Source organism: Virgibacillus sp. 6R (genome assembly GCF_001895305.1).
In the GTDB taxonomy this organism is placed as follows: domain Bacteria; phylum Bacillota; class Bacilli; order Bacillales; family Amphibacillaceae; genus Virgibacillus; species Virgibacillus pantothenticus.
Genome location: NZ_CP017762.1, coordinates 4308172 through 4330061, shown reverse-complemented (window position 1 = coordinate 4330061; position 21890 = coordinate 4308172). Strand labels below are relative to the sequence as shown.

At 37.2% G+C, this 21890-nt stretch carries 20 protein-coding genes; 9 read left to right on the top strand and 11 right to left on the bottom strand.

Translation table 11 applies throughout. From position 1 onward, the window contains the following. Positions 1-27: 27 nt before the first annotated feature. From BKP57_RS19560 to cbpB, 8 genes are all read right to left on the bottom strand, one after another. Complete coding sequence (locus BKP57_RS19560) at positions 28-693, bottom strand: potassium channel family protein (protein ID WP_072742211.1); 666 nt, start codon at positions 691-693, stop codon at positions 28-30. A gap of 558 nt (positions 694-1251) precedes the next feature. Beyond that, positions 1252-3093 (bottom strand): ABC transporter ATP-binding protein, encoded by a 1842-nt coding sequence (locus tag BKP57_RS19555; protein WP_050352595.1) that lies wholly within the window; start codon positions 3091-3093, stop codon positions 1252-1254. Positions 3094-3109: 16 nt separating this feature from the next. Then, positions 3110-4861: an ABC transporter ATP-binding protein gene (locus BKP57_RS19550; RefSeq protein ID WP_072742210.1), complete on the bottom strand. Its 1752-nt coding sequence runs from the start codon at positions 4859-4861 to the stop codon at positions 3110-3112. A 216-nt stretch (positions 4862-5077) separates the two neighbouring features. After that, the gene (locus tag BKP57_RS19545) at positions 5078-5518 is read right to left on the bottom strand and encodes a TlpA family protein disulfide reductase (protein ID WP_072742209.1); all 441 of its coding nucleotides are present in this window, start codon (positions 5516-5518) and stop codon (positions 5078-5080) included. 90 nt (positions 5519-5608) lie between these two features. After that, positions 5609-5851: a YkuS family protein gene (locus BKP57_RS19540; protein WP_050352592.1), complete on the bottom strand. Its 243-nt coding sequence runs from the start codon at positions 5849-5851 to the stop codon at positions 5609-5611. Between the two features lie 202 nt (positions 5852-6053). Continuing rightward, positions 6054-7190 (bottom strand): N-acetyldiaminopimelate deacetylase, encoded by a 1137-nt coding sequence (locus BKP57_RS19535; protein ID WP_232231252.1) that lies wholly within the window; start codon positions 7188-7190, stop codon positions 6054-6056. After that, positions 7183-7902, bottom strand: coding sequence for a 2,3,4,5-tetrahydropyridine-2,6-dicarboxylate N-acetyltransferase (gene dapD, locus BKP57_RS19530; protein ID WP_072742208.1), 720 nt, complete (start codon positions 7900-7902; stop codon positions 7183-7185). Before dapD ends, BKP57_RS19535 begins: the two co-directional genes overlap by 8 nt. A gap of 626 nt (positions 7903-8528) precedes the next feature. After that, the gene (cbpB, locus tag BKP57_RS19525) at positions 8529-8969 is read right to left on the bottom strand and encodes a cyclic-di-AMP-binding protein CbpB (RefSeq protein ID WP_050352590.1); all 441 of its coding nucleotides are present in this window, start codon (positions 8967-8969) and stop codon (positions 8529-8531) included. 193 nt (positions 8970-9162) lie between these two features. Here cbpB and BKP57_RS19520 point away from each other — a divergent pair, with 193 nt between their 5' ends. The 4 genes from BKP57_RS19520 to BKP57_RS19505 all read left to right on the top strand — a co-directional run bounded on the left by BKP57_RS19520 (position 9163) and on the right by BKP57_RS19505 (position 12703). Beyond that, complete coding sequence (locus BKP57_RS19520) at positions 9163-9465, top strand: ArsR/SmtB family transcription factor (protein ID WP_050352589.1); 303 nt, start codon at positions 9163-9165, stop codon at positions 9463-9465. An 8-nt stretch (positions 9466-9473) separates the two neighbouring features. Next, positions 9474-10397: a cation diffusion facilitator family transporter gene (locus BKP57_RS19515; protein WP_072742207.1), complete on the top strand. Its 924-nt coding sequence runs from the start codon at positions 9474-9476 to the stop codon at positions 10395-10397. Positions 10398-11039: 642 nt separating this feature from the next. Further along, on the top strand, positions 11040-11894 hold the full coding sequence (locus BKP57_RS19510) for a metallophosphoesterase (protein ID WP_050352587.1): 855 nt from the start codon (positions 11040-11042) through the stop codon (positions 11892-11894). Between the two features lie 332 nt (positions 11895-12226). Continuing rightward, positions 12227-12703 carry a YkyB family protein gene (locus BKP57_RS19505; protein WP_072742206.1) on the top strand — a complete coding sequence of 159 codons (477 nt, stop codon included), beginning with the start codon at positions 12227-12229 and terminating at the stop codon, positions 12701-12703. Positions 12704-13195: 492 nt separating this feature from the next. Here BKP57_RS19505 and BKP57_RS19500 read toward each other — a convergent pair whose 3' ends face one another. After that, on the bottom strand, positions 13196-13525 hold the full coding sequence (locus BKP57_RS19500) for a hypothetical protein (RefSeq protein WP_050352585.1): 330 nt from the start codon (positions 13523-13525) through the stop codon (positions 13196-13198). Between the two features lie 566 nt (positions 13526-14091). On the opposite strand from BKP57_RS19500, the gene BKP57_RS19495 reads away from it, so the two are divergent. Continuing rightward, a complete protein-coding gene (locus BKP57_RS19495) occupies positions 14092-14985 on the top strand; it encodes a DMT family transporter (protein WP_050352584.1) in 894 nt (297 codons plus the stop codon). A 115-nt stretch (positions 14986-15100) separates the two neighbouring features. On the opposite strand, the gene BKP57_RS19490 is transcribed toward BKP57_RS19495, so the two are convergent. Next, on the bottom strand, positions 15101-15256 hold the full coding sequence (locus BKP57_RS19490) for an FbpB family small basic protein (protein ID WP_072742205.1): 156 nt from the start codon (positions 15254-15256) through the stop codon (positions 15101-15103). Between the two features lie 116 nt (positions 15257-15372). On the opposite strand from BKP57_RS19490, the gene BKP57_RS19485 reads away from it, so the two are divergent. Next, complete coding sequence (locus BKP57_RS19485; RefSeq protein ID WP_050352583.1) at positions 15373-16536, top strand: aminotransferase A; 1164 nt, start codon at positions 15373-15375, stop codon at positions 16534-16536. On the opposite strand, the gene BKP57_RS19480 is transcribed toward BKP57_RS19485, so the two are convergent. Beyond that, on the bottom strand, positions 16533-16712 hold the full coding sequence (locus BKP57_RS19480) for an aspartyl-phosphate phosphatase Spo0E family protein (protein WP_050352582.1): 180 nt from the start codon (positions 16710-16712) through the stop codon (positions 16533-16535). The genes BKP57_RS19485 and BKP57_RS19480 overlap by 4 nt on opposite strands. Before the next feature lie 1242 nt (positions 16713-17954). Between BKP57_RS19480 and lepB the strand changes: the two genes are divergently transcribed. From lepB to BKP57_RS19465, 3 genes are all read left to right on the top strand, one after another. Continuing rightward, positions 17955-18488, top strand: a complete 534-nt coding sequence (gene lepB / locus BKP57_RS19475) for a signal peptidase I (RefSeq protein WP_050352581.1) — start codon at positions 17955-17957, stop codon at positions 18486-18488. Positions 18489-19338: 850 nt separating this feature from the next. Continuing rightward, positions 19339-20496, top strand: a complete 1158-nt coding sequence (locus tag BKP57_RS19470; RefSeq protein ID WP_050352580.1) for a zinc ribbon domain-containing protein — start codon at positions 19339-19341, stop codon at positions 20494-20496. Between the two features lie 27 nt (positions 20497-20523). Further along, positions 20524-21675 carry a S1C family serine protease gene (locus BKP57_RS19465; protein ID WP_232231250.1) on the top strand — a complete coding sequence of 384 codons (1152 nt, stop codon included), beginning with the start codon at positions 20524-20526 and terminating at the stop codon, positions 21673-21675. The last annotated feature ends 215 nt before the right edge of the window (positions 21676-21890 follow it).

Below are 21890 nucleotides of genomic sequence, written 5' to 3'. Positions count from 1 at the left end.
GGATACCTCTTTAGCACAGCTTTCTTTTTATTCCTCGATTACTAAATGCTTTTCAAATCGTGATATATCTTTATCTGCACCAATAACGATTAAAATATCGCCCTCTGCAAAACGGTGATCAGCACTAGGAGATACATTGATATCTTTACCATGCTTGATAGCCACGACGTTACAACCATAATTAGCCCGAATATCCAATTCTACTAATGTTTTCCCTAGCATTTTTTCCCCAACTTTTACTTCGACTATACTATGGTCATCCGATAACTCTAAGTAATCTAATATATTATTGGAAATAATGCTGTGGGCAATCCGCTTTCCCATATCCCTTTCCGGATGCACAACTTGATCTGCGCCTATTTTATTAAGGATTTTAGCATGATAATCATTTTGAGCTTTCACCGTAATCTTCTTGATTCCTAAATCGGTTAAAATAACCGTTGTTAGTATACTTGCTTGAATATCGTCTCCAATCGCGACTATAACATGGTCGATATTCTTTATCCCTAATTCTTTTAAAGAGGCTTCGTCTGTTGAATCAACGATTACTGCATGAGAAGCAATATTTTTAAATTCATTAATTCGATCCTCATTATTATCTATAGCAAGCACTTCCATCCCTTCCATGCTTAGCTCTCTGCAAATACTTCCTCCAAACCTACCTAAACCTATTACTGCAAAATCTCGTTTCATCCTAGTTCCTCCATGTTTCGTCTTTGTTCATAGCTTATCACAGTTATGGAAGTTCTACCATATTTCATAACTAAAAAAACCTAGGAACAAACGCGCGGGGTGCCTGTTTAGCAACGTAGTGAATGGAACGAATCAACGAAAGATAAAGTGAACCTTCAATGTTTTCTTCATCCCCGCTGATGGTTAGTACCACCAGGGTATGACCTAAAGGCCCTTGAACGAATCGGGGATTTAGGTGCTGTTACCTCCCGCTTCGACTTGTTTAGCTCACATCTTCCATTCTTGAAGTGGGAGTCTACAATGCCTTTTTACGGGATAAAGGAATCATGCATGCCACTAAAAACAGGGGTATGCCGGCGCCTGAGCGGCAAGCCCGTTTTTAGTCGGCCTTCCTCTTAGGGACGAACCAATGATGCCTTATCGGAGGGCGCATTTCTAAAGTCGCATCGTTGCTGGGTGATGAAGCCCGACGTGACTAGTCGGTTATTTCGCAGTCCACAAGCACCTCATTTTATAGGTTCCTATACAACAAAAAAGGAGACTTTACGCCTCCTAATGCTAGATCGCATCCAACATTTGAAATTGTGATTTCACCAATCGATAGTATTCTCCACCTTGTTTCATTAATTTATCGTGATTTCCGCTTTCCAAAATACATCCATTTTCTAGAACGAATATCGTATCTGCTTCACGGATTGTAGATAAACGATGGGCGATAATAATGGCAGTTCTGCCTTTTAACAGTTTAGCTAAAGCTGCTTGAATTTTAACTTCTGTCTCTGTATCAATACTCGCTGTAGCCTCATCGAGAATTAAGATTCTAGGATTTGCTAACAAAGCTCTTGCAAAGGACAATAATTGTCTCTCTCCAGCTGATAAAATATTTCCTCTCTCTTCTACCTCCGTTTCATAGCCGTTGACCATACGTTGTATAAACTCATCAGCGCCAACCACTTTTGCTGCTTGGATTACTTCTTCGTCTGAAGCTTCCGGGCGTCCAAAGCGAATGTTTTCCATAATGGTACCTGAAAAAATAAATGTATCCTGTAAAACAACACTAATGCTTTGCCGTAAACTATCTAATTGCACTTCTTGTAAATCATATCCATCAATTTTGACTTTTCCTTTTGTTGGATCGTAAAATCGGCTAATTAAATTGGCAATCGTTGACTTTCCACTTCCTGTATGCCCAACTAGGGCAACAGTTTCTCCTGCCTGAATGGTTAAAGAAATATCATATAAAGCGATACGGTCTTCATCATAAGAGAAGCCTACCCTATCAAAAACGATTTCTCCTTTCATATCAGTAAACACATAAGCATCCTTCTTTTCCTGTACGTTTGGCTGCTCATCTAAAAACTCAAATATACGCTCAGAAGCCGCCATTGCCATCAGCATTTGATTGTACATTTGCCCTAAGCGCGATATTGGCTCCCAAAACATCCCCACAAAAAAAGCAAATGAAACGAACGTTCCAATCGCAATACCTCCATTGTTTTCACCAAGCAAAATTAAGTATGCGCCGTAGGAGATTAAAATAACCGTACCGATTGCATTACTTAATTCTACAAATGGCCGAAACATGGCACTCTTTTTTGTTGCTTCCTTCCAGCTCAAAAAATTATCTCTATTCACTCCGTGGAAGTACTCACTGTTTTCCTCCTCTTGAGAAAACGATTGCGTGATACGCATTCCTTGCAATCCCTCATTTAAATGAGAATTCATACGTGACTGCTGAATACGCACTTGTTGCCACGAACGGCGAATCATCCGGCGCAACTTTGTTGTCAAATAAAACATAAGCGGCAAAATAACCATGATTGCCAACGCTAGCTTAGGACTAAGCACAAACAAAATAACAATAATTCCTACCAGTGTGACTACATCCATAAGCAAATTAATAATTCCGTTGGTAAATAGCTCCTGTAGTGAGTTAATATCATTCATGATTCGAACTAAAATTGATCCAGCTGAACGGGAATCAAAAAAACGATGAGACAGCCGTTGGACATGTGAAAATAAATGCTGTCTAATGTCATAAATAACATTTTGCCCTAAAATATTTACCCACTTAATTCGAAACACATTGCCCGCATAACTTAAAAAGTATAAAATTCCAATAATTACAACTAAATACGTTAGCATCGTTACATTTTGTTCATTGATAGCTACGTCAATAGCTACTTTTCCAATTAAAATTGGCACGATTAGCCGAACGGCTGTCGATATGAGCATCGCTATAATTGCGGCCGGTAAATATGTTTTCGCATAAGGCTTTAAATACGCAAGAAGACGTAACATTTGCTTCCAGTTAAATGGTTTTTCAATCGCTTGATCTTGTGTATAATGAAATCGTTGTAAATGTTTACTTTTCGATTGGGACGATTTATCTTTTGTCATTTTATCCACCTCCTTTTTACGCATGTTGGCGCTTCATAATCTCGTCTCTATCCTGGTACTGAATATCATAAATACGTTGATACGGCCCTTCATTTTTAATGAGAAAGTCATGTGTACCTCGCTCCACAACTTTTCCATCTTCCAACACAAGAATTTCATCTGCATGTTTTAACGAAGCAATTCGGTGCGCAATAATAAATGATGTCCTGCCTTTCATTACTTCTCGTAAAGCTTTTTGAATCCTAAATTCTGTCTCCATATCCACCGCAGATGTTGCATCATCAAGGATTAGAATTTTAGGATTGATGCAAATTGCTCTCGCGATAGCGATGCGTTGCTTCTGACCGCCTGACAGCCCCATTCCGCGTTCACCTAACAATGTCTGATAACCATCTGGCATTTTCATAATAAACTCATGTGCTTGCGCTCGTTTGGCAGCATCGATAACTTGTTCATCAGATACATCTGGATTTCCATAAGCAATGTTTTCACGAATCGTCGTAGAAAATAGGAATGGTTCCTGTAGGACAAAGCCAATTTCTTTACGCAATGCTTTCAGTTGATAGTCTGATACTGGTTTTTGATCAATGAATACATCTCCTGACTGCGGCTCATAAAATCTTGTAATCAGCTGGGTAATGCTCGTTTTACCAGAACCTGTTGAGCCAATTAGTCCGATAACCTTTCCAGGAGGCGCATCAAAGCTAATATACTTTAGTGCAGCGTCATCCTCTTCTACATATGTTAACGTTACATTTTGAAATGTGACATGACCTTGAATTGGTTCTGTAATAGCTTGTTTTGCTTCAACAATATCCTCTTTTGCTTCCAATATTTCTAAGAGACGTTCAGCAGAAGCCTTTGCTTGAGAAAACTGATTAATTACAAACCCTAAATTCATTAGTGGACCCATAATATACCAAACTAAACTAAAAAACGCGACCAATGCCCCAAGAGATAATTGACCATCTATAACTAAGTAGCCACCGAATGCCAATAAGGCAACCGCACAAAAGTTACCGATAAATTCCATTAACGGAAAATATTTTGACCATATAAAAGAGGTGTGTAAATAGTGTTGCCTGTACGCATCATTACGGTGAGCAAAACGACCAATTTCAAAGTCCTCTCGCGACAGTGACTTTACTGTATGCATTCCGCTTATATTTTCCTGTACACGTGTATTCAGCTTTCCATAAGACTGTCGTATAAGCCGAAATGCAGGATGAACACGTTTATCAAATTGAAATACGATAATGGCGAGAAAAGGCATAGCAGCCATAGTTACAAGAGCAAGGGGAACAGAAAAATAAAACATAACTCCTAAACTAATCGTTATCAGTAATACTATCCGTAACAGTTCGGCAAATCCAAAAGAAAGGAAAAAACGAAACCCTTCCACATCAGCTGTTAATCGTGACATAATATCTCCTGTCTTCGCATTATCATAATACGTAAATGATAGCCGCTGCAGTTTGTGATATAAACCGTCCCGTAGTTTATATACAGCTGTAATACCAAACAAGTCGCCTAAATATTGATGATAAAAAGTAGCGAAACCTTTGCCAATCATCAAAAATAAAAACAAGGCGCAAATGTACGGAATTAACTCATAGCGATCCATTAACACTACCCGGTCAATCGTTTGCTGTAATATGATCGGGTAAATTACTGTAATCACCGTTACAAAAAACAAAAAGCATAAGGATAGTAAAAAATATTTCTTGTAAGGCCAATAGTACTGCTTTAGTTTTTTAAACGAATCCACGCATGTTCCTCCCTTAAGTTTTAATTCATAACATATAATATAACGGGTTTCGAAATAAATTTCTACTGTTTTGCTAAAATTTTTAAAATTTTTTCCCTCTTGATATTTTTACATAAAATTAATAATAATGTATTCGGTTCACCATAAGAAATATACCGCAAATAAAAAACACTTCCTTTTCATGTGCAGAAAAAAGAAGTGTTTTTTTCTATCTAATTAGATCAGCCGCTGTATGTTTTTTTCAAGCAGATTCACATTTGTTTTGCCACGCTGTAGGTGACGCAGTTTTCCTAAATCATCAAATAAATAATATGCTGGTACAAACTTCACATGGAATGCCTCTGAAATCTCTTCATGGTGATCCACTGCAATAGGTTGTTTCAAATGGTATTCTTCTACTACATTACCAATTTCATCCATATTCTTATCTTTTTCAGATAAAGGTGTATGCACAGAAATAAACTGCACATTATGTTTATGTTTATCATATATGTCCTTAAAACGGGGCATCGCTTGTTTGCATAATCCACAGCTGATCGCCCAAAAATGAAAACAACATGGCTTGGAAACCTTTCTAATATCTTCTGTTAATAAAGACCGGCTATTCAGCCATTCACAAGATGTCACGAATTCAGGTATTTCCTGACCTAAACGCATAGTAGTATCCTCCCATATCCTGATTCAATTTTGTTCTATACCTTTATATGTGATAAAACATATAAAGGTTCTCAGGATATAGAAATAGCACTACACTACCTTTTCGTTTACCATTTGGCAAACATCTTCCGCATTCATACCTTGAGCATTAATGACAGCTCCAGTTATTTCTGCTTCTGTTATTCCCATTACATTCTTATCTAGACCAGAGATAACACAACAATCACAATATGCAGCATCTTCTGCCTGACGAAGATCTACTACCTCATGCCCCATCTCAGTTAATGCTTCTTTTACATCCGTAAGTGTTGCTTCTACGCCAATTCTTGCCATCTCAATACCTCCTCAAAGTAGCTTTTATATGTTGTTCAAAAGTTAGGGAAATGGCATATACTATTGCCTCTAGCTTGGTCGCTTACGCTACTTGTACATACCGAGCTATTACAAATCTCACCGACTTTTTTGCAACTTTTTTACCCTTTTTTGAACTAGGACGTATACATATATTTTGCTACCATACGAAAAGTATGCATTTTTAATGAGAAAGCGTTGAAAAAGTTCGAGTGACAGCGTTCACCCCAATGTCTAAAGCTGCTTCATCAGGATTTAATTGCGCATGGTGTAGCCCGTATGGAGAATTCACCCCAAGCCAGAACATAAATCCAGGGATTTCCTTTACCATATAGCCGAAATCTTCGCCAGTCATAGCAGCCTCTGCTTCTTGATAACGTATATTACTGCCAGCTAAAGCCTCACAAAATTGCTGTACCATATCTGGTTGATTAAAGACTTGATAATAATTAGCTCCATAATCCACTTCAATCTTACAATCATATGCTATTTCATAACCTTTTATCAGCTTTTCCAATTGATGTTTAACTGTTTGGATACTGTTAGGATGTTGCGTACGAATCGTGCCTTCCAAACGAGCTGTCTCAGCGATTGCATTTTGAACAAATCCACTTTCCATTTTTCCGATCGTCACAACGGCTGCTTCAAGAGGGTTGATATTTCTGGAAACAATTTGCTGCATTTGAACGACAAAGCTGCTGGCTGCAACAGTCATATCTTTCGTTAAATGTGGGTAGGCAGCATGCCCGCCTTTACCTGTAAAATCAAGAAATAGTTCACTCGTATTTGCAAACAGTAAACCGGGTTTACTAGCGACCGTACCGACTGGTAATTCCGGCGCAATATGTAATGCAAAGATGACATCGGGTCGCCAAGTCTGAAAAGCTTCAGATTGTAGTAGCGGCAGTGCTCCTCCGGGCCCTTCCTCCGCCGGTTGAAAGATGAATAAGCAATGATCGTTTATTGGTTCGGCAATCATTTGCTCCAACACACCTAAAGCAATTGTCATATGGAAATCATGACCACATGCATGCATTTTCCCTTCATGCTTGGATGAGAAAGGCAAGCCGGTTTGTTCGGTTATTGGCAGCCCATCTATATCTGCACGAAAACCAATTGTTTTTGTAGGTGCTGTTCCTTCTACAAAAACTAGAATACCGGTCTCCCAAACCTGAATAGATACTTTCTCTGTTTGTAATTGTTTGATGATCTTCAATAAGTACTGCTGGGTTTTCTTTTCTTGAAAACCCAGCTCTGGTATTTGGTGTAGCTCACGACGAATGTGTTGTAAATTTAACATGTCATTCCCCTGCTTAATCATTTAATTTTCGAAGCTCTTGCTTGATCTCCGTTTTCGATTTTGTACTTTCGTCAATTTCTTTTAATACTCTTGCCGGAGTTCCTGCTACAAGTGTATTTGGTGCCACATCTTTTGTCACAATGGAACCAGCAGCAACGATGGCACCTTTTCCAATGGTCACTCCCTCTAACACAACTACGTTCGCACCAATCACGACATCATCTTCAACAATAACCGGTTTCGCTGATGGTGGTTCAATTACTCCAGCTAATACTGTACCTGCACCAATATGACAATTTTTACCAACTGTAGCTCGTCCACCAAGCACAACATTCATGTCGATCATCGTACCGTCACCAATCACTGAACCAATATTGATCGTTGCGCCCATCATAATGACGCAGCCGTCACCAATTTCTACTTGATCACGAATGACCGCGCCTGGTTCAATGCGAGCATTGACACCTTTTAGATCAAGTAAAGGGATAGCTGAATTACGGCGGTCGTTTTCAATAACATAATCCTCAATGATATCTCCTGCCTCTTCAAGCAACTTTTTTATTACATCCCATTCACCAAATAAAACACCGCTTTTTGATTCGATAAAAGCTTGTATGGAATCATCCATAGATAAACGGTCTAATCCTTCTCCTTTTATATATACCTTTACAGGTGTGCTTTTCTTACTATTCGAAATAAAGTTTATAATCTCATTTCCATCCATCATCTTCATTGATTGTTCCCTCCTAGTTATGTACTATCTTATAATTTAGCAGATCGCTTTTTTTGTCGCAATCATTACCTACTTTTTAGTGTCTGTCATGCATTATTTTATCTTGTAATTTTCTTGCTTTCATGCGGACTTAATAGCAGTTTTTTAAATATGATCGTTCCTGAAGCCGAAGTGGAAATTCATTTTACTTTCCTAAAGAGAGGGAAATCCTACGAGCCTTACCTATATCTAGGTTCCCGTTTAAACTAGCATGGACGTGTCAGTATAGCGTTCGAAGAAAATGATCATTTCAAGTGTCTTCGTGTAGTTTGAAATAGTTTTTAAATATATTCATAAAAAGGATAATTCAGGAATTGTATGTTTGGTGTAATGGTGTTTAGTTACAGTCTGCGGCTAGTTTAGAATTGCTGCAAATAGGAGTGAACACATCGTAGCCGTTCGGAGATGTTTATTCTATAAGAAGCTATCCTCCGGTCTCTTTGGAGTTTTAGTCGAAATTACATTATACAGGGCTTGGGGAGGTAATTCCTGTATCGGTTTTTATCCCCTTACACGGCAAGGTATAATGATTTTGAAACTCACCTAGTCAAAAACCTATCCTCTGTCGATTTAACAGAGGATAGGTTTTATTTTGTGGCATACATATCTTTTTTTAATTGTTTTAGTATTGCTCTTCTAGTTAAAATTCCATCGAAATATCCTTCTTCATCAGCAATACAAACAAACGGATGGTTAATGACAGCGTTTAACCCTTTCAACAACGAGTCTTCTTTTGTTAAGCAAGGAATATCATCATGAAGCACATCTTTTACCACTATCGTTGACAGACGTTCAAACTCAAATCGTTCCAAACCAAGGATCTGATCTAATATAGTTGTTTTCCCAATAATACCGACCAGTTTATATGACGGATCCAATACAGGAACGGCTGAATACCCTGACTTTACCAGTACGAGCAATGCATGCTCCAGTGGATTATTCACTTGTACATGTGCTACTTTTTCTGATGGAATCATAATTTCACCTAACGTAATGTCTGTTAAGCGTTGATTTTGCAACATGCTCATCATATCACCCCTTTTAATTCTTCATTTAGAAGGTTTGCTCTTTTTTAAGCAAACATAAGACGGAGAACAGACTACATACATTTTACCATAGGAAAGCAATAAGCAAAATATTTTACCATTTTGATTGTTATTTTACTTTTATTAATATATAATATGAGCATATGAACATATAATATAACAAGGAGGAATATAAGTGGATTATCATCCTATTGACGACCAGTTAATTGATACTGTATCCCAGACATTTAAAGCTTTATCGGACCCGACTAGATTAAAAATATTACATTTGCTGTTTCATAAAGAATGTTCGGTAAACGAAATTGCTGAACGTTTAGAAATGCATCAATCGAGTATTTCTCATCAATTGAAATACTTAAAGCAAATACGCTTAGTAAAAAACAGACGAGAAAAAACAACGTATTACTATTCTCCTGATGATTATCATGTGATGAATTTATTAGAACAAACAATTGAACATAGTAAACATACTAGATAGGAGGTTATATAGTGGCACACGGACATAATCACGAACATGGACATGGCCATCACCACGGCACAAGCAATAAAAAAGCTCTATTATTCAGCTTTTTGCTAATTACTTTTTTTATGATTGTTGAAGCAGTTGGTGGATTTTTAACCAACAGTCTCGCTCTCCTTTCCGATGCTGGACATATGCTTAGCGATGCGGCAGCACTTGGTCTAAGTTTATTAGCATTCAAAATTGGAGAACGGCAAGCAACAGCTTCTAAAACATACGGCTACCGCCGATTTGAAATAATTGCTGCGTTTATAAACGGTGTAACTTTAATCGTTATTTCCTTATATATTTTTTATGAGGCATTCCAACGCTTTATGGAGCCACCAAATGTGAGTGCAAGTATGATGATCATTGCTATCATCGGGCTAATTGTGAATATAATTGCCGCTTGGGTACTTATGCGAGGAGATTCACAGGACAATTTAAATATACGTAGCGCACTCCTGCACGTTTTTGGAGATTTGCTTGGTTCAATCGGAGCCATCATTGCAGGTATTCTCATTTTGCTGTTTGATTGGAATATTGCAGATCCGATTGCCAGTGTTATTGTTGCGTTTCTGATCATTTTATCCGGTATTCGAATAACTAAAGATGCTATTCATATTTTAATGGAAGGAAAGCCAGCAAATATCGATGTGGAGGAAGTTAAGCAAAAGCTAATGGATCTAAAAGGAGTTCACAACGTGCATGATTTGCATGTATGGTCCATTACCTCCGAATTTCCTGCATTAAGCTGTCATTTAGTTGTAGATGATACAGTAGATCGTGATACATTACTCACGCAGGCAAATCAACAATTGAAGCGTAACTTCTCAATTTCTCATTGTACATTGCAAATAGAAGGGAAAAATGCCGAGATTCAAGAGGACTGTGAAGATTGTTCCTTTTAGATAACATCTTCCCCTTCCATTGAAATGCATGTTCAAAAAGGAGTTAAAAAGGACCGAGGTCAGCTAAGGTCTCAGGCGTCCTTGAAAAAGAAAAACACTTTTTCTGCGTGCGATGTATTGCTATCGTAGCCTTCCTTGTCCTATTGCAACGCCGACACTAGCACGTCCTGGCGCCTGAATTCGAGGCGGCGAAGTTTCGAGTAGCGGGCTTGTGCGTGTTACTGACTTCTAAGCCCGTCACAGGACGTGGGCGGTTTTAGTAGAAGGCCCTCGTATGCGATACAGATACATGAGCTCCAGTATAGACATCCTCGAAACACATTCTCACGCACGAAAAGGGGGAAAACCTTTTCCAAGCAACGTAGAAACAAGCCAAAGAAGAAATTCGATCTGTCGTTTTTAGTACAATTTTTGACAACTCTTGAAATACAGTTTTAATTTAACTGCATTCAATAGGTTGAACCTGCTGAATGCAGTTCCTGCTTTTTAGCTACGTAAAACAATGATTCATGACTTTTATAAACTTCTTCTCTCTTTAGTTTCATCTATATTTAAATGAGGCAATTTTTTTTAAGAGGATTCTATTTTACAATATTCATGTTATAATTTTATTCTAATGAATGCAAGAAAGGTTTGTCAGTCATGAATAGAAGAACTTTTTTAAAAAAGGCGCTTGGTAGCTTATTTGCATTGTTAGGCTTAAGCGGCGGAACTTTTTATTATGCAAAAGATGTCGAACCAATTTTACTCCGTGTAAATAAAAATACAGTTGAATCTAGTAAAATCGCAAAAGCGTTTGATGATTTTAAAATTGTCCAATTCTCAGATACACATATTGGATTTCATTATACATTGGAACAATTAAAAGATTTAGTAAAGAAAATAAATGGACTACAGCCTGATTTAATTGTGTTTACTGGTGACTTAGTGGATGAACCACAAAATTTTCATTGGGATGATACAATTATTCATATTTTAAAAAAATTACAAGCACCGAAAGGGAAGTTTTGGATTTATGGAAACCATGATCATGGAGGGTATGGAACCGAAGTAGTTCTTGATACGATGGAAAAAGCAGGATTTCAATTATTACAAAATAATAATGTTACTATTAAAGAAAAAAACGAGTCCATTATCTTAGCGGGTATTGATGACTTGATGTTAGGGAAACCTGATATTACTAAAACTTTATCCCAAGCTAATACTAATTTGTTTACAATTCTATTAGCTCATGAGCCTGATTTTGCAGATAAGGCAGCAAAGCACCCTATTGACCTGCAACTGTCTGGCCACAGCCATGGAGGGCAAATACGCTTCCCTTTCATTGGTCATATTTACAGCCCTGCTTATGCAGAGAAGTATGTACAAGGAGAATACAACCTTAATGGTGGGAATATGCAATTATTTGTTAATAGCGGAATTGGTACCACACGTCTTCCTTTTCGTTTTTTATGCAAACCTGAAATCCACGTCTATACATTGAAATCAAAAGCATAGATTGCTATAGAATGAAACTTTAATAGAAATTTGCAGTACATTCCAATTTAATATCAATCCTATGTCACTGTGCTTGCATCCCTATGCTTGTTACGATAGGATATATACAATGGAAACTTCAATCAGTAGGGCTTTCATTCCCCCCCGCTGATTGTTAGTACCGCAAGAGTATGAAGTATAACCTAAGAGTCCTTGAACAAAACGGGAATTTAGGTGCTGTTATCCCCCACATAGACTTCTTGGTATCTCTCGGGCTTCCCCGAAGCGGACGACTAACAACACCTTACCATCGGGATAAATGTACAATTTTAGCCTAAGGAGGAGCAAATGGGATGAAGGAACAAGAGCAAATTGAAGAAATAGCGAAAGCACTTTATACAGTAAACCGTCATGCAAAAACCGCTCCTGACCCTAAACACTTATATTATATAAAAAAAGCAACGATAAACCAGTTGTTACAGCAAAATTTAGCGAAGAAGGTTGGTCTGCACTTTTCCAAACACCCCAAATACAGTAATCAGCACTCTACTCTACTCGTTCAAGTAGCCGATTACTATTTTCATATTCCTCCAACAAAGGATGATTTCAAAGAATTACAACACCTAGGTGAATTAGATGATAGTTACCGCAACCCGCAAACAAAGATGTCCTTGTCACAAGCAAAAAAAATCATTTATCGCTATATTAACTGGAAAGCCAAAAAGCCTCCATATCCAATGAAAAGAGCAGGCAGGAGAGCTTCTACCTACTACACACCGTCATCTCTAGGAAAAATGGAATGGCCACCGACAAAATCGCATCGCAATTAGCCCCTATTCTCAATCGTAATTTTGATTGCAAACTAACAGAGATACGGTAGACCGAGCTGAAATGCGAGAAAGCGATGCACCTTCTTGGTATCGCTTTCTTCGTTTCGTTACTACGCAATAAAGTGAATCTTCAATCAGTGGGCCTATACGGCGAAGTTCGAGGCCGCAAAGTTTCGAGTAGCAGACTTGCGTGTTACTGACTTCTACGCCCGTCACAGGACTTGGACGGTTTTAGAGCAGGCCCCGTATGCGATACAAATGCATGAGTACCAGTATAGGCATCCTCGAAACACATTCTCACGCAGGAAAAGGGGGAAACCCTTTTCCAAGCAACGTAGAAACGAGCCAATGAAGAAATTCGATGTGTCATTCTACTACACTTTTTGAATAACCCCTAGCTAGATTGGCTTTTTATAAGATAACTGTATAGGAAAGCAGGTCATAAAGCATTATAACCTTCCCCCAACTTGAGCATAACTCTCCTCCATAAGTCTATTTTAACCAATACTTGAACATCGATCTAAGAATTAATATTAACCCAAACACAGCTAAAGATTGCATAATTAACGGAAAGGATTGAAAAAAACTCGTATTTAATCCACCATTTAATAAACTAATGGCAAAATATATGGTGAAAATGAATAAACTGATAACGAGATAAGAAAGAAGTAATATTGCATTCCGATGAATAACCCAACGAATAAATGAGCGCGATAAAAAATAGATGAAACAGATCGTACAAACAAGAAAGAAAATATACCAATATTTTTCTTGTATTTGTGATGGGTTTAATAACTCCAAAGCTAGCTCCATATCATCCATACCATCCCCTCCTTTTCACTAAGATTCCTAATATTTTTCCCAATTTATTTTATTGATATACATAAGCGCATACATGTGTATAATGATTAACTATTTCTTGTTATAATTTAAATAAATATAGCAAATCTAATCCTGTCGCTTTGTAGCTTGATATTATCTCCCATTTGAAAGCTGCAAATGAGTTTCTACTATTTTTTCAATTCCAAATAACCTCAACTTAGAAACACACATAGAATAAAGTGAATCTTCAATCAGTAGGGGTTTTTCATTCATTCTCCCACTGATTGTTAGTACCGTAATGGTATGACCTAAAAGCCTGAACGATTGGGTGCTGTTATCTCCCACTTAGACTTGCTGCAGTACAACCAACTACTGAAGTGGGAGTCTTACAGCACCTTATATAAGAGATAAAAGAAACCGTTAAATGTTATCCAGTTAAAAAGGTAAAACATGTATATAACTTGAACTATCTCTCACATGTTAATATGAGAGCGCATGGAACGCTCACATGTTTTGTTTCTGCAAAAGATATAATTATATTTTTTATTCAAGGGGGATCGTTAAGATTGAAAAAAGCATACATATTCATTTTACTTGGCGCTGCATTATGGGGAACAATAGGTTGGTATGTAAAACAGCTTTATGACTACGGGTTTTCGCCAATAGATGTTGTTATATTACGAGCATGGACAGCTGCTATTTTGCTCGTTAGCTATTTACTTCTTTTTGCCCGTAGAGAATTAAAACTACATGCTATAAAAGATATTCGATATTTTATCGGAACGGGTATTCTGAGTATTTCTTTTTTCAACTTTTGTTTATTTACTGCAATGGAGCTCAGCACAATTCCAGTAGCTACAGCACTCTTATACACCGGTCCCGCCTTTGTCGTCATCCTATCTTACTTTTTCTTACAAGAACCGTTAAATAAAGAAAAAGTAGCTGCTTTAGTCTGCACTTTTGTAGGAGTATCTCTCGTCATTGAATTTTATCCATTAAATGTAAATACGGTATCTTTTCAAGCGGTTGTATTTGGTTTGGGAGCTGGATTTGGTTATGCTTTATACAGCATTTTCAGTAAATTCGCCTTAGTAACTTACTCAACACTTAATATTACAACATACACTTTTATTACAGCTGCGGTTGCATTAACTCCCTTTTTTCCTTTTGGGGATAAAGGAATATTACTTTTAGAACCCGCTGTCATTCTTTATGCATTTGGATTGGGCTTTTTACCAACTGCTTTTGCATATATTATTTACACATGGGGTTTAAAAGATATCGAGGCTTCAAAGGCATCGATATTAACAACAGTAGAACCTGTAGTTGCTATGTTAATCGGTATTTTCATTTTTCATGAAACATTTACGACCCAACAAATGATTGGTATGATAGTTATTTTAGGAACCATCTTATTAATGCAGCGTAAACAGAAAATAGATAGTGAGTTGCAAACATAACGATTTAAGAATAATTTCATACAAAAGACTGTTACTTCTATTTCAAAAAACAAAACAGAAGCAACAGTCTGAAAATTAAATCTAAACTATATTCAGTTGACCGGGGTTTTTTTATCTACAATATTATCTTTTTTTCTCGCTTTTTTTCTACAAGCTCCATTTGTTTCTTTTCCAACTTCTTTTCAATTCGTGATATACTATGCTCATCTTCAAGCAATTCTTGTTTATTTTTTTTAACTAATTGCTCAAAATTTAACGTTTTTGGTCTCATATGATACACTCCTTTTATCTTATACTATAAGTATACCTTATATTTATCGAGACTAAATCACATATTTTCAAATATTTTTTAACAATTATATCACTTTTACTGTTGGAGGTTATGTTATGCAGCACTTATTGAATAAACATGTACAAGCAATAGAAATATCAGGCATTCGTAAATTCTTTAATATGGTTGCAGATGAAGAGGATGTTATATCATTAACTATTGGTCAACCAGATTTTCATACACCTGAACATATTAAGCAAGCGGCTATTCAGGCACTGATGTCCAATCAAACAACCTATACGCATAATGCCGGGATTCTACCATTACGTAAGGCCATTTCACAATTTTATGAAACAAACTATGAAGTGTCATACTCTCCTGAAAAGGAAATTATAGTAACAACAGGTGCTTCTCAAGCTATTGATGTTGCTTTTCGAACCATTTTAAGCCCTGGCGATGAAGTACTGCTTCCAGCACCAATATATCCTGGTTATGAACCTTTAATTCGTTTGGCTGGTGCCAAACCTATTTATATGGATACGACCAAGACAAATTTGAAATTAACAAAAGAAACATTGGAGAAACATATTACACCAAAAACAAAATGCGTTGTTCTCCCTTACCCTTCCAACCCCACTGGAATATCCTTTTCCAAAGAGGAGTTGGCTTCGTTCGTAACTGTATTACAGGAGAAGCAGGTATTTGTGTTAGCTGATGAAATTTATAGCCAGCTTATTTATGATCAAACACATACTTCCATCGCTAGCTTTCCTAGGATGAAAGAGAGGACAATTGTAATTAATGGAGTATCCAAGTCGCATTCCATGACAGGATTTCGAATTGGTTACACACTTGCTCCAGATTGGCTTTCCAGAGAAATGCTAAAAGTACATCAATACAATGTATCTTGTGCATCTTCCATTAGCCAATATGCTGCATTAGAGGCACTAACTTCTGGAGTAGATGATACCAAAAAAATGCAAGTAGCTTATCATGAGCGAAGGAATTTCGTGTACGATCGATTGCAAAAAATTGGTTTACATTGTCCGAAACCAAATGGGGCGTTTTATATGTTTCCATATTTTCCACTTAAAGAAATGACTTCTTTTACGTTTGGACTGGATCTCGTTCAGAAAGGGCGGCTTGCTTTAGTACCTGGAGATAGTTTCTCAAAATTAGGAGAAGGGTACATGCGATTGTCTTATGCCTATGATAAGCGTACACTAAACTTGGGATTGGATCGCTTAGAAGAATACATGCAGCAAAATCCATTAAATTAATATTTAGTCTTCTTTGAACGATGCCGCTTTTGGGTTTCATATAAATTTAAGAGTTGATCTAATTCCTGGCTTAGTTCGATAGCTTCTAAATTAGTAAATCCCTTTTCTAAGGCGACTTCCGTCATTCTTTGTCGTAAATATTCGATGCGTTTTAATAGATCGTCGGTCGTTTTCATTATAGCTAAAGAGTTACCTCCTTGGTCTAAACTTTTAGGTGGCGAAATAATGATGCTTTTGTCCTTAAAAGTTTGCTTAATAAATAGTACAAATAGCCTATGGAAAACCCATAACTTAATGATAAAGTGAATCTTCAATCAGTGGGGTTTTCATTCATTCCCTACTGCTTGTTAGTACCGTAATGGTATTGACCTAAAGGCCTCTTACGGAATAGGGCATTTAGGTGCTGCTATCTCCCACTTCGACTTGTGCAGTACAGATTATCTAACTCCTCAAGTGGGAGCCTTACAGCACCTTATATAAGGGATAAAGAAGCGGGAATTACCTTTATTTCATAAATAAGTTAAACAAATCCAGAAACTACTTATCTTTGAATGATCCAACTGTTACAGCTTTCATTAAATGTAGCATAGCTTGACAGAAAATGACAAGCTTTTTCCTGTATAGTTAAGTATACAAGAATAGACTAAAATGGAATGGAGAAGTTAAACAAGTGGAACAAAGGCGCTGGCGCCCATTTAGCAACGTAACGAATGGAACGAATCAACTAAAGATAAAGGAATCATGCCACTAAAAACAGGGGTATGCCCACGCCTGAGCGGCAAGCCCGTTTTTAGTCGGCCTTCCCCTTAGCGACGAACCGATGATGACTTATCGTAGGGCGATTCGTGAAGTCGCCTAGTTGCTGGGCTCATGCGCCGGACGTGGCTATTCAGTTATTTCGTTATCTCCAAGCACCTAAGTTTATACTTTCTTATACTCCCTCTATATACTATCCTATAGTGAAACAAAAAGTGAAACTTCAACCTGTAGAGGGATCCTTCATTGTCCACTGATTGTTAGTACCGAACGGGAATGACCTTATGGCTTGAGGACAGAATTACACATTTAACTTGCGGTTAAATCCCTCGCTTTTCCCTCTTTGGGGCTCATCTAGTAGGATAAGGGAGCAGATCTAACTGTCAGTTCGTACGGGAGACATTATTGATTTAATTAATAAACCCATTATTCATTTTAAAATTTGACTTACAGCGCTGAAAAAAAGAAGTTAATATGGAAGTAATGATTTTTTTCACAGTTAAAAACAACATTTAATATTTGTTATGAATGAACTTGAATAAAAGCATAATGAATTTAAGAAAGCTAGGTTCTTTATATTTACTAAGTTCTCTTAGGCTTTTACACTCGCTTAGTTATCAGCACTATGCTACTATATTAATGAAATGTTTTTTTGAGAAAGGATGTCTTCGGTGACAAAATCAAACAAGAAAAAAGAATGGTTAGAATGGGCAAAAGCAATCATTATTGCTGTTTTAATTGCTATCTTTTTAAAAACATTCATTTTTGCAACTTCCATTGTAGATGGAGAAAGCATGGATCCTACTCTTCAGAGCGGCGAAAGAGTTATTTTCAATAAAATTATATATATTCTTGATGAGCCAGAGCGCGGAGACATTGTTATCATTGAAAAACCTCATAAAAATTATGTAAAACGAGTTATTGGGCTACCAGGTGAAACAATTGAAATAAACGATGGCAATTTATATATAAATGGTAAAAGATATGATCAAACATTTCTAAGTGAAAATGCACAGCGCCAGTCTGGTAATTATGGACCAGAAAAGGTACCTGAAGGAAGTTATTTTGTAATGGGAGATAACCGAGCCATTAGTAAAGATAGTCGAAATGGATTAGGCTTTATTGAGGAAGACGAAATTATTGGACGATCAGAATTTGTTATCTTTCCATTTGATCAATGGACATTAACTAGATAAGAGGCTGGGACATAAACAAATACTATATAGCAAAAGCCGAACAATCCATTTATAATTGTTCGGCTTATTTGCATTAAAAAAATTTCTATCGCCGCTATGTCAAAATACTTCGCTTTCCGCGAGGCGCAGCCTCAGCTTCCTCGAAAGCAAAAATGGTTTTCCTGGGGGATCTTCAGCTCGCGCTGTTCCCGCAGGACTCTACCTATTTTGACTACGCTAAAACTTGCGTATACACAATTGGCGATTTTTTTGTTTTTTTAATCAGCTGCTTTAGTTATGTCACAGCCTCTATCTTATTTCTAATGGTGGTCGGTTTAAGTGAGTTCTTGAATTTCTTCATTGGCTCGTACCTGAAACGGTTAATTTTTGACATACACTACGGTCAAGTGAAATTTCCCTTCTCCAGTCCTACTGCTCAACTGCTAACATATGAGGGTCGGTGCTTTCAACCTTACGCCATAGAGTTAAGTCAGCCTTCATTCTTCTTTGACCACACTCTTATGACTATTTTTCGCTATCAAATATACAATAACCAATATTCAATAATAAAATCGCAAAACAAATAACCGCAAACGTAATTTCCATCTAGCAGTTGCACCCCCTTGAAAGAATAATGAGTAGACTTTTTTGCCTTCTTAAGAAATCAGTATGAAAAGCCTACCTCCCCCTACTACAAAAATGTATCGTAGCTTTTATAATGATACAACTCCAGTATATCATATCAATTTTCATTCACGTAGGGAAGTTAAAATATGATAAAATAAAATAACCCAAGCTGGTTTCACTTAAATGGGGGTTATCCACTATTTAGGTAAAATTTGCAATCATACTTTCATAAGCAGGTGAGCCTATGCTTTATTGCCCTTATTGCGGCGTACAGACAAAAGAGGAAGAGACCTACTGTATAAAATGCGGAAAGTACCTTCCAGAAGATAGATATAATCGCCTTGGTAACAAACCGAATATTAAACGATGGAGACTTCCGTTTCTCTCTAGTGCTCTCTTATTATTATTATTTATTGCCTTTTATGTCACATTAGAAATTCGTACTGCGAAAGCTAAGGAATACTATATGGAAGGCGAGCAAAAAGTACTAGCACAGGATTATCAAGCAGCACAAACATTGTTTCAAAATGCACTTAAATTAAAGGATAATTTTCAGCATGCAGAAGCTTCACTAGCGTTTATGGATAAAGCCATTTCCATTGAAGCAACATTACAGGAATCGAAACAATTGCTTAAAGAGGAAAAATATGCGAAAGCATTAGAGAGTTTGAGCCAATCGGAAAAGGATTTACAAGATTTTAATGGCGAAGCTGTTAACCAGATTGTTGAACGTATTACCAAAGAACGAAACACCATTAAATTGGAGAAACTCAAGCACGCCCTACAACAGGAACCCGACATCGATCAATTGAAAATCTTACTTTGGGATGCTACTTCTATCGAAACTGCAGAAGCAGAGCAATTGTCGGCAAATATACGTGAGCAAATTGTAAATTTTGTGTTTACCAAAGCTAGTGAGCATTTAACAAATAATCAATTTAACAATGCAAACGTGATTGTCAAAGATGGTTTAAAATATGCTCCAGATTCAGAAAAATTGTTAAGCTTGCAAACGACCATTGATAAAGAAAAAGTAGCTTTTGAAACTGCACAACAAAGTCGAATTGAACAAGCAATGACCACAGCAAATAAAGAACAGCAGTTAAATGACTCTGAAGCTATTAAATTGAAAAAAATTGAGATTACAAGTGACGATCAAGAAAATCTTGTTGTAAAAGGGCAAGTTCAAAATGTTGCAACCATTCCCATTAACTCGATTATGGTGGAGTACATTATTAAAACGAACAAAGGAGAAGAGATTTTAACGAATGAAGTATATGTCTTCCCTGATGAACTGTACCCAGATGAAACAGGGAACTTTGAATTTACCCATTATGATATGAACGATAAAAACCAAGCGTTAAGAGTTGAAGTTAAGACCATAACTTGGTATAAAGAATAGCGCTTTCTATAATTGAGGTGACATCACGTGATAAAAAGTAAACATGCCCCTATGATCTTATCGGGCATTATCCTTATCTTCGGCTTTATTATAATGGGTTATATGTATCAGCAATGGAAGCAAGAAAATATGTCCATCAGTAACCCTGTTATTCACCAAATTACAACGAGCAACCAAGAGCTTGATTTAAAATCTATCATCCATGAAGCAGAAAAGAATGTGATCCAAATTGAAGGACAAAATGAAGACAGCACCATGACAGGTTCGGGGTTTTTATATAATAAACAAGGAGATATTATAACCAATGCGCATGTCATAAAAGACGCAGATCTTATCTATGTAAGAACGGCAGATGCACAAATTTATCCAGCTGCCGTAGTCGGTGTTGGTGAGGATACAGATATAGCCGTTATCCGTGTTCCCCAACTTGCTGGTCCATTTATGCATGTAGAGAAAGATAAATACCCTGAAGTCGGAGATGAAGTCATTGCATTAGGTAGTCCTCATGGATTTCAAAATACAGTTACTTTAGGAATTATCTCTGGGCAAGAACGAAACTTTTCAGTAGACGGTTTTAATTACAACAATGCCTATCAAATCTCTGCGCAAATTGCAGAAGGAAATAGCGGCGGACCTCTAATTGATCGTAAAACTGGGAATGTTGTTGGAATTAATTCTGTAGGTACGAAAGATGGAACGATTGGTTTTAGTATTCCGATAAAAGATGTTATTGAGCAAATTGAAGCTTGGTCCAACGAAGCACAAACGGAAGAATTAGACTTTGCTAGCACTTCCGACCTTATAAGTACAAAAGATCCGGAAAAACTAACCGCAGATGCGGAATATTTAATTACTTACTTCCTTGATAGCATCGAATTGCGTGATTATGTGAATGCATATGCACTATTAGCCAGTGAAATGCTTTCTAAAACCTCCTATAAAGATTTCCGGGATAAATATATTGATTTTACAAAAGTAACTTTTGATGAGCCTAAAAGTACCATTACAGAGGAGAATCATGTTCATTCTAAGCTAAGCGTAACCATTGAAAAGCGCTCAGAAGATGAAGAAAAACCATCGAAAGAAACGTATATTTACACGTTTATCACAAAATATGAAAATGATCAGCTGAAAATTTCTAGCATTTCAACTAAAAAACAAAAGGAAAAGGACGATTGAAGAACAAAGGCGCGGGGCGCCCGTTTAGCAACGTAGCGAATGGAACGAATCAACTAAAGATTTAGGAATCCTGCCACTAAAAACAGGGGTATACCCACGCCTGAGCGGCAAACCCGTTTTTAGTCGGCCTTCCTCTTTGCCACGAACCTATGAGGCCTTATCGTAGGGCGCATTTCTAAAGTCGCATCGTTGCTGGGCGCTTGCGCCGGACGTGG

What these genes read in the sequence shown, in the direction of transcription:
- BKP57_RS19560 (WP_072742211.1), bottom strand. Translation starts at nt 693, where the DNA reads ATGAAACGAGATTTTGCAGTAATAGGTTTAGGTAGGTTTGGAGGAAGT.
- BKP57_RS19555 (WP_050352595.1), bottom strand. Translation starts at nt 3,093, where the DNA reads ATGACAAAAGATAAATCGTCCCAATCGAAAAGTAAACATTTACAACGA.
- BKP57_RS19545 (WP_072742209.1), bottom strand. Translation starts at nt 5,518, where the DNA reads ATGCGTTTAGGTCAGGAAATACCTGAATTCGTGACATCTTGTGAATGG.
- BKP57_RS19540 (WP_050352592.1), bottom strand. Translation starts at nt 5,851, where the DNA reads ATGGCAAGAATTGGCGTAGAAGCAACACTTACGGATGTAAAAGAAGCA.
- BKP57_RS19535 (WP_232231252.1), bottom strand. Translation starts at nt 7,190, where the DNA reads ATGATTAAGCAGGGGAATGACATGTTAAATTTACAACACATTCGTCGT.
- dapD (WP_072742208.1), bottom strand. Translation starts at nt 7,902, where the DNA reads ATGAAGATGATGGATGGAAATGAGATTATAAACTTTATTTCGAATAGT.
- cbpB (WP_050352590.1), bottom strand. Translation starts at nt 8,969, where the DNA reads ATGAGCATGTTGCAAAATCAACGCTTAACAGACATTACGTTAGGTGAA.
- BKP57_RS19510 (WP_050352587.1), top strand. Translation starts at nt 11,040, where the DNA reads ATGAATAGAAGAACTTTTTTAAAAAAGGCGCTTGGTAGCTTATTTGCA.
- BKP57_RS19505 (WP_072742206.1), top strand. Translation starts at nt 12,227, where the DNA reads ATGAAGGAACAAGAGCAAATTGAAGAAATAGCGAAAGCACTTTATACA.
- BKP57_RS19500 (WP_050352585.1), bottom strand. Translation starts at nt 13,525, where the DNA reads ATGGATGATATGGAGCTAGCTTTGGAGTTATTAAACCCATCACAAATA.
- BKP57_RS19490 (WP_072742205.1), bottom strand. Translation starts at nt 15,256, where the DNA reads ATGAGACCAAAAACGTTAAATTTTGAGCAATTAGTTAAAAAAAATAAA.
- BKP57_RS19485 (WP_050352583.1), top strand. Translation starts at nt 15,373, where the DNA reads ATGCAGCACTTATTGAATAAACATGTACAAGCAATAGAAATATCAGGC.
- BKP57_RS19480 (WP_050352582.1), bottom strand. Translation starts at nt 16,712, where the DNA reads ATGAAAACGACCGACGATCTATTAAAACGCATCGAATATTTACGACAA.
- lepB (WP_050352581.1), top strand. Translation starts at nt 17,955, where the DNA reads ATGTCTTCGGTGACAAAATCAAACAAGAAAAAAGAATGGTTAGAATGG.
- BKP57_RS19470 (WP_050352580.1), top strand. Translation starts at nt 19,339, where the DNA reads ATGCTTTATTGCCCTTATTGCGGCGTACAGACAAAAGAGGAAGAGACC.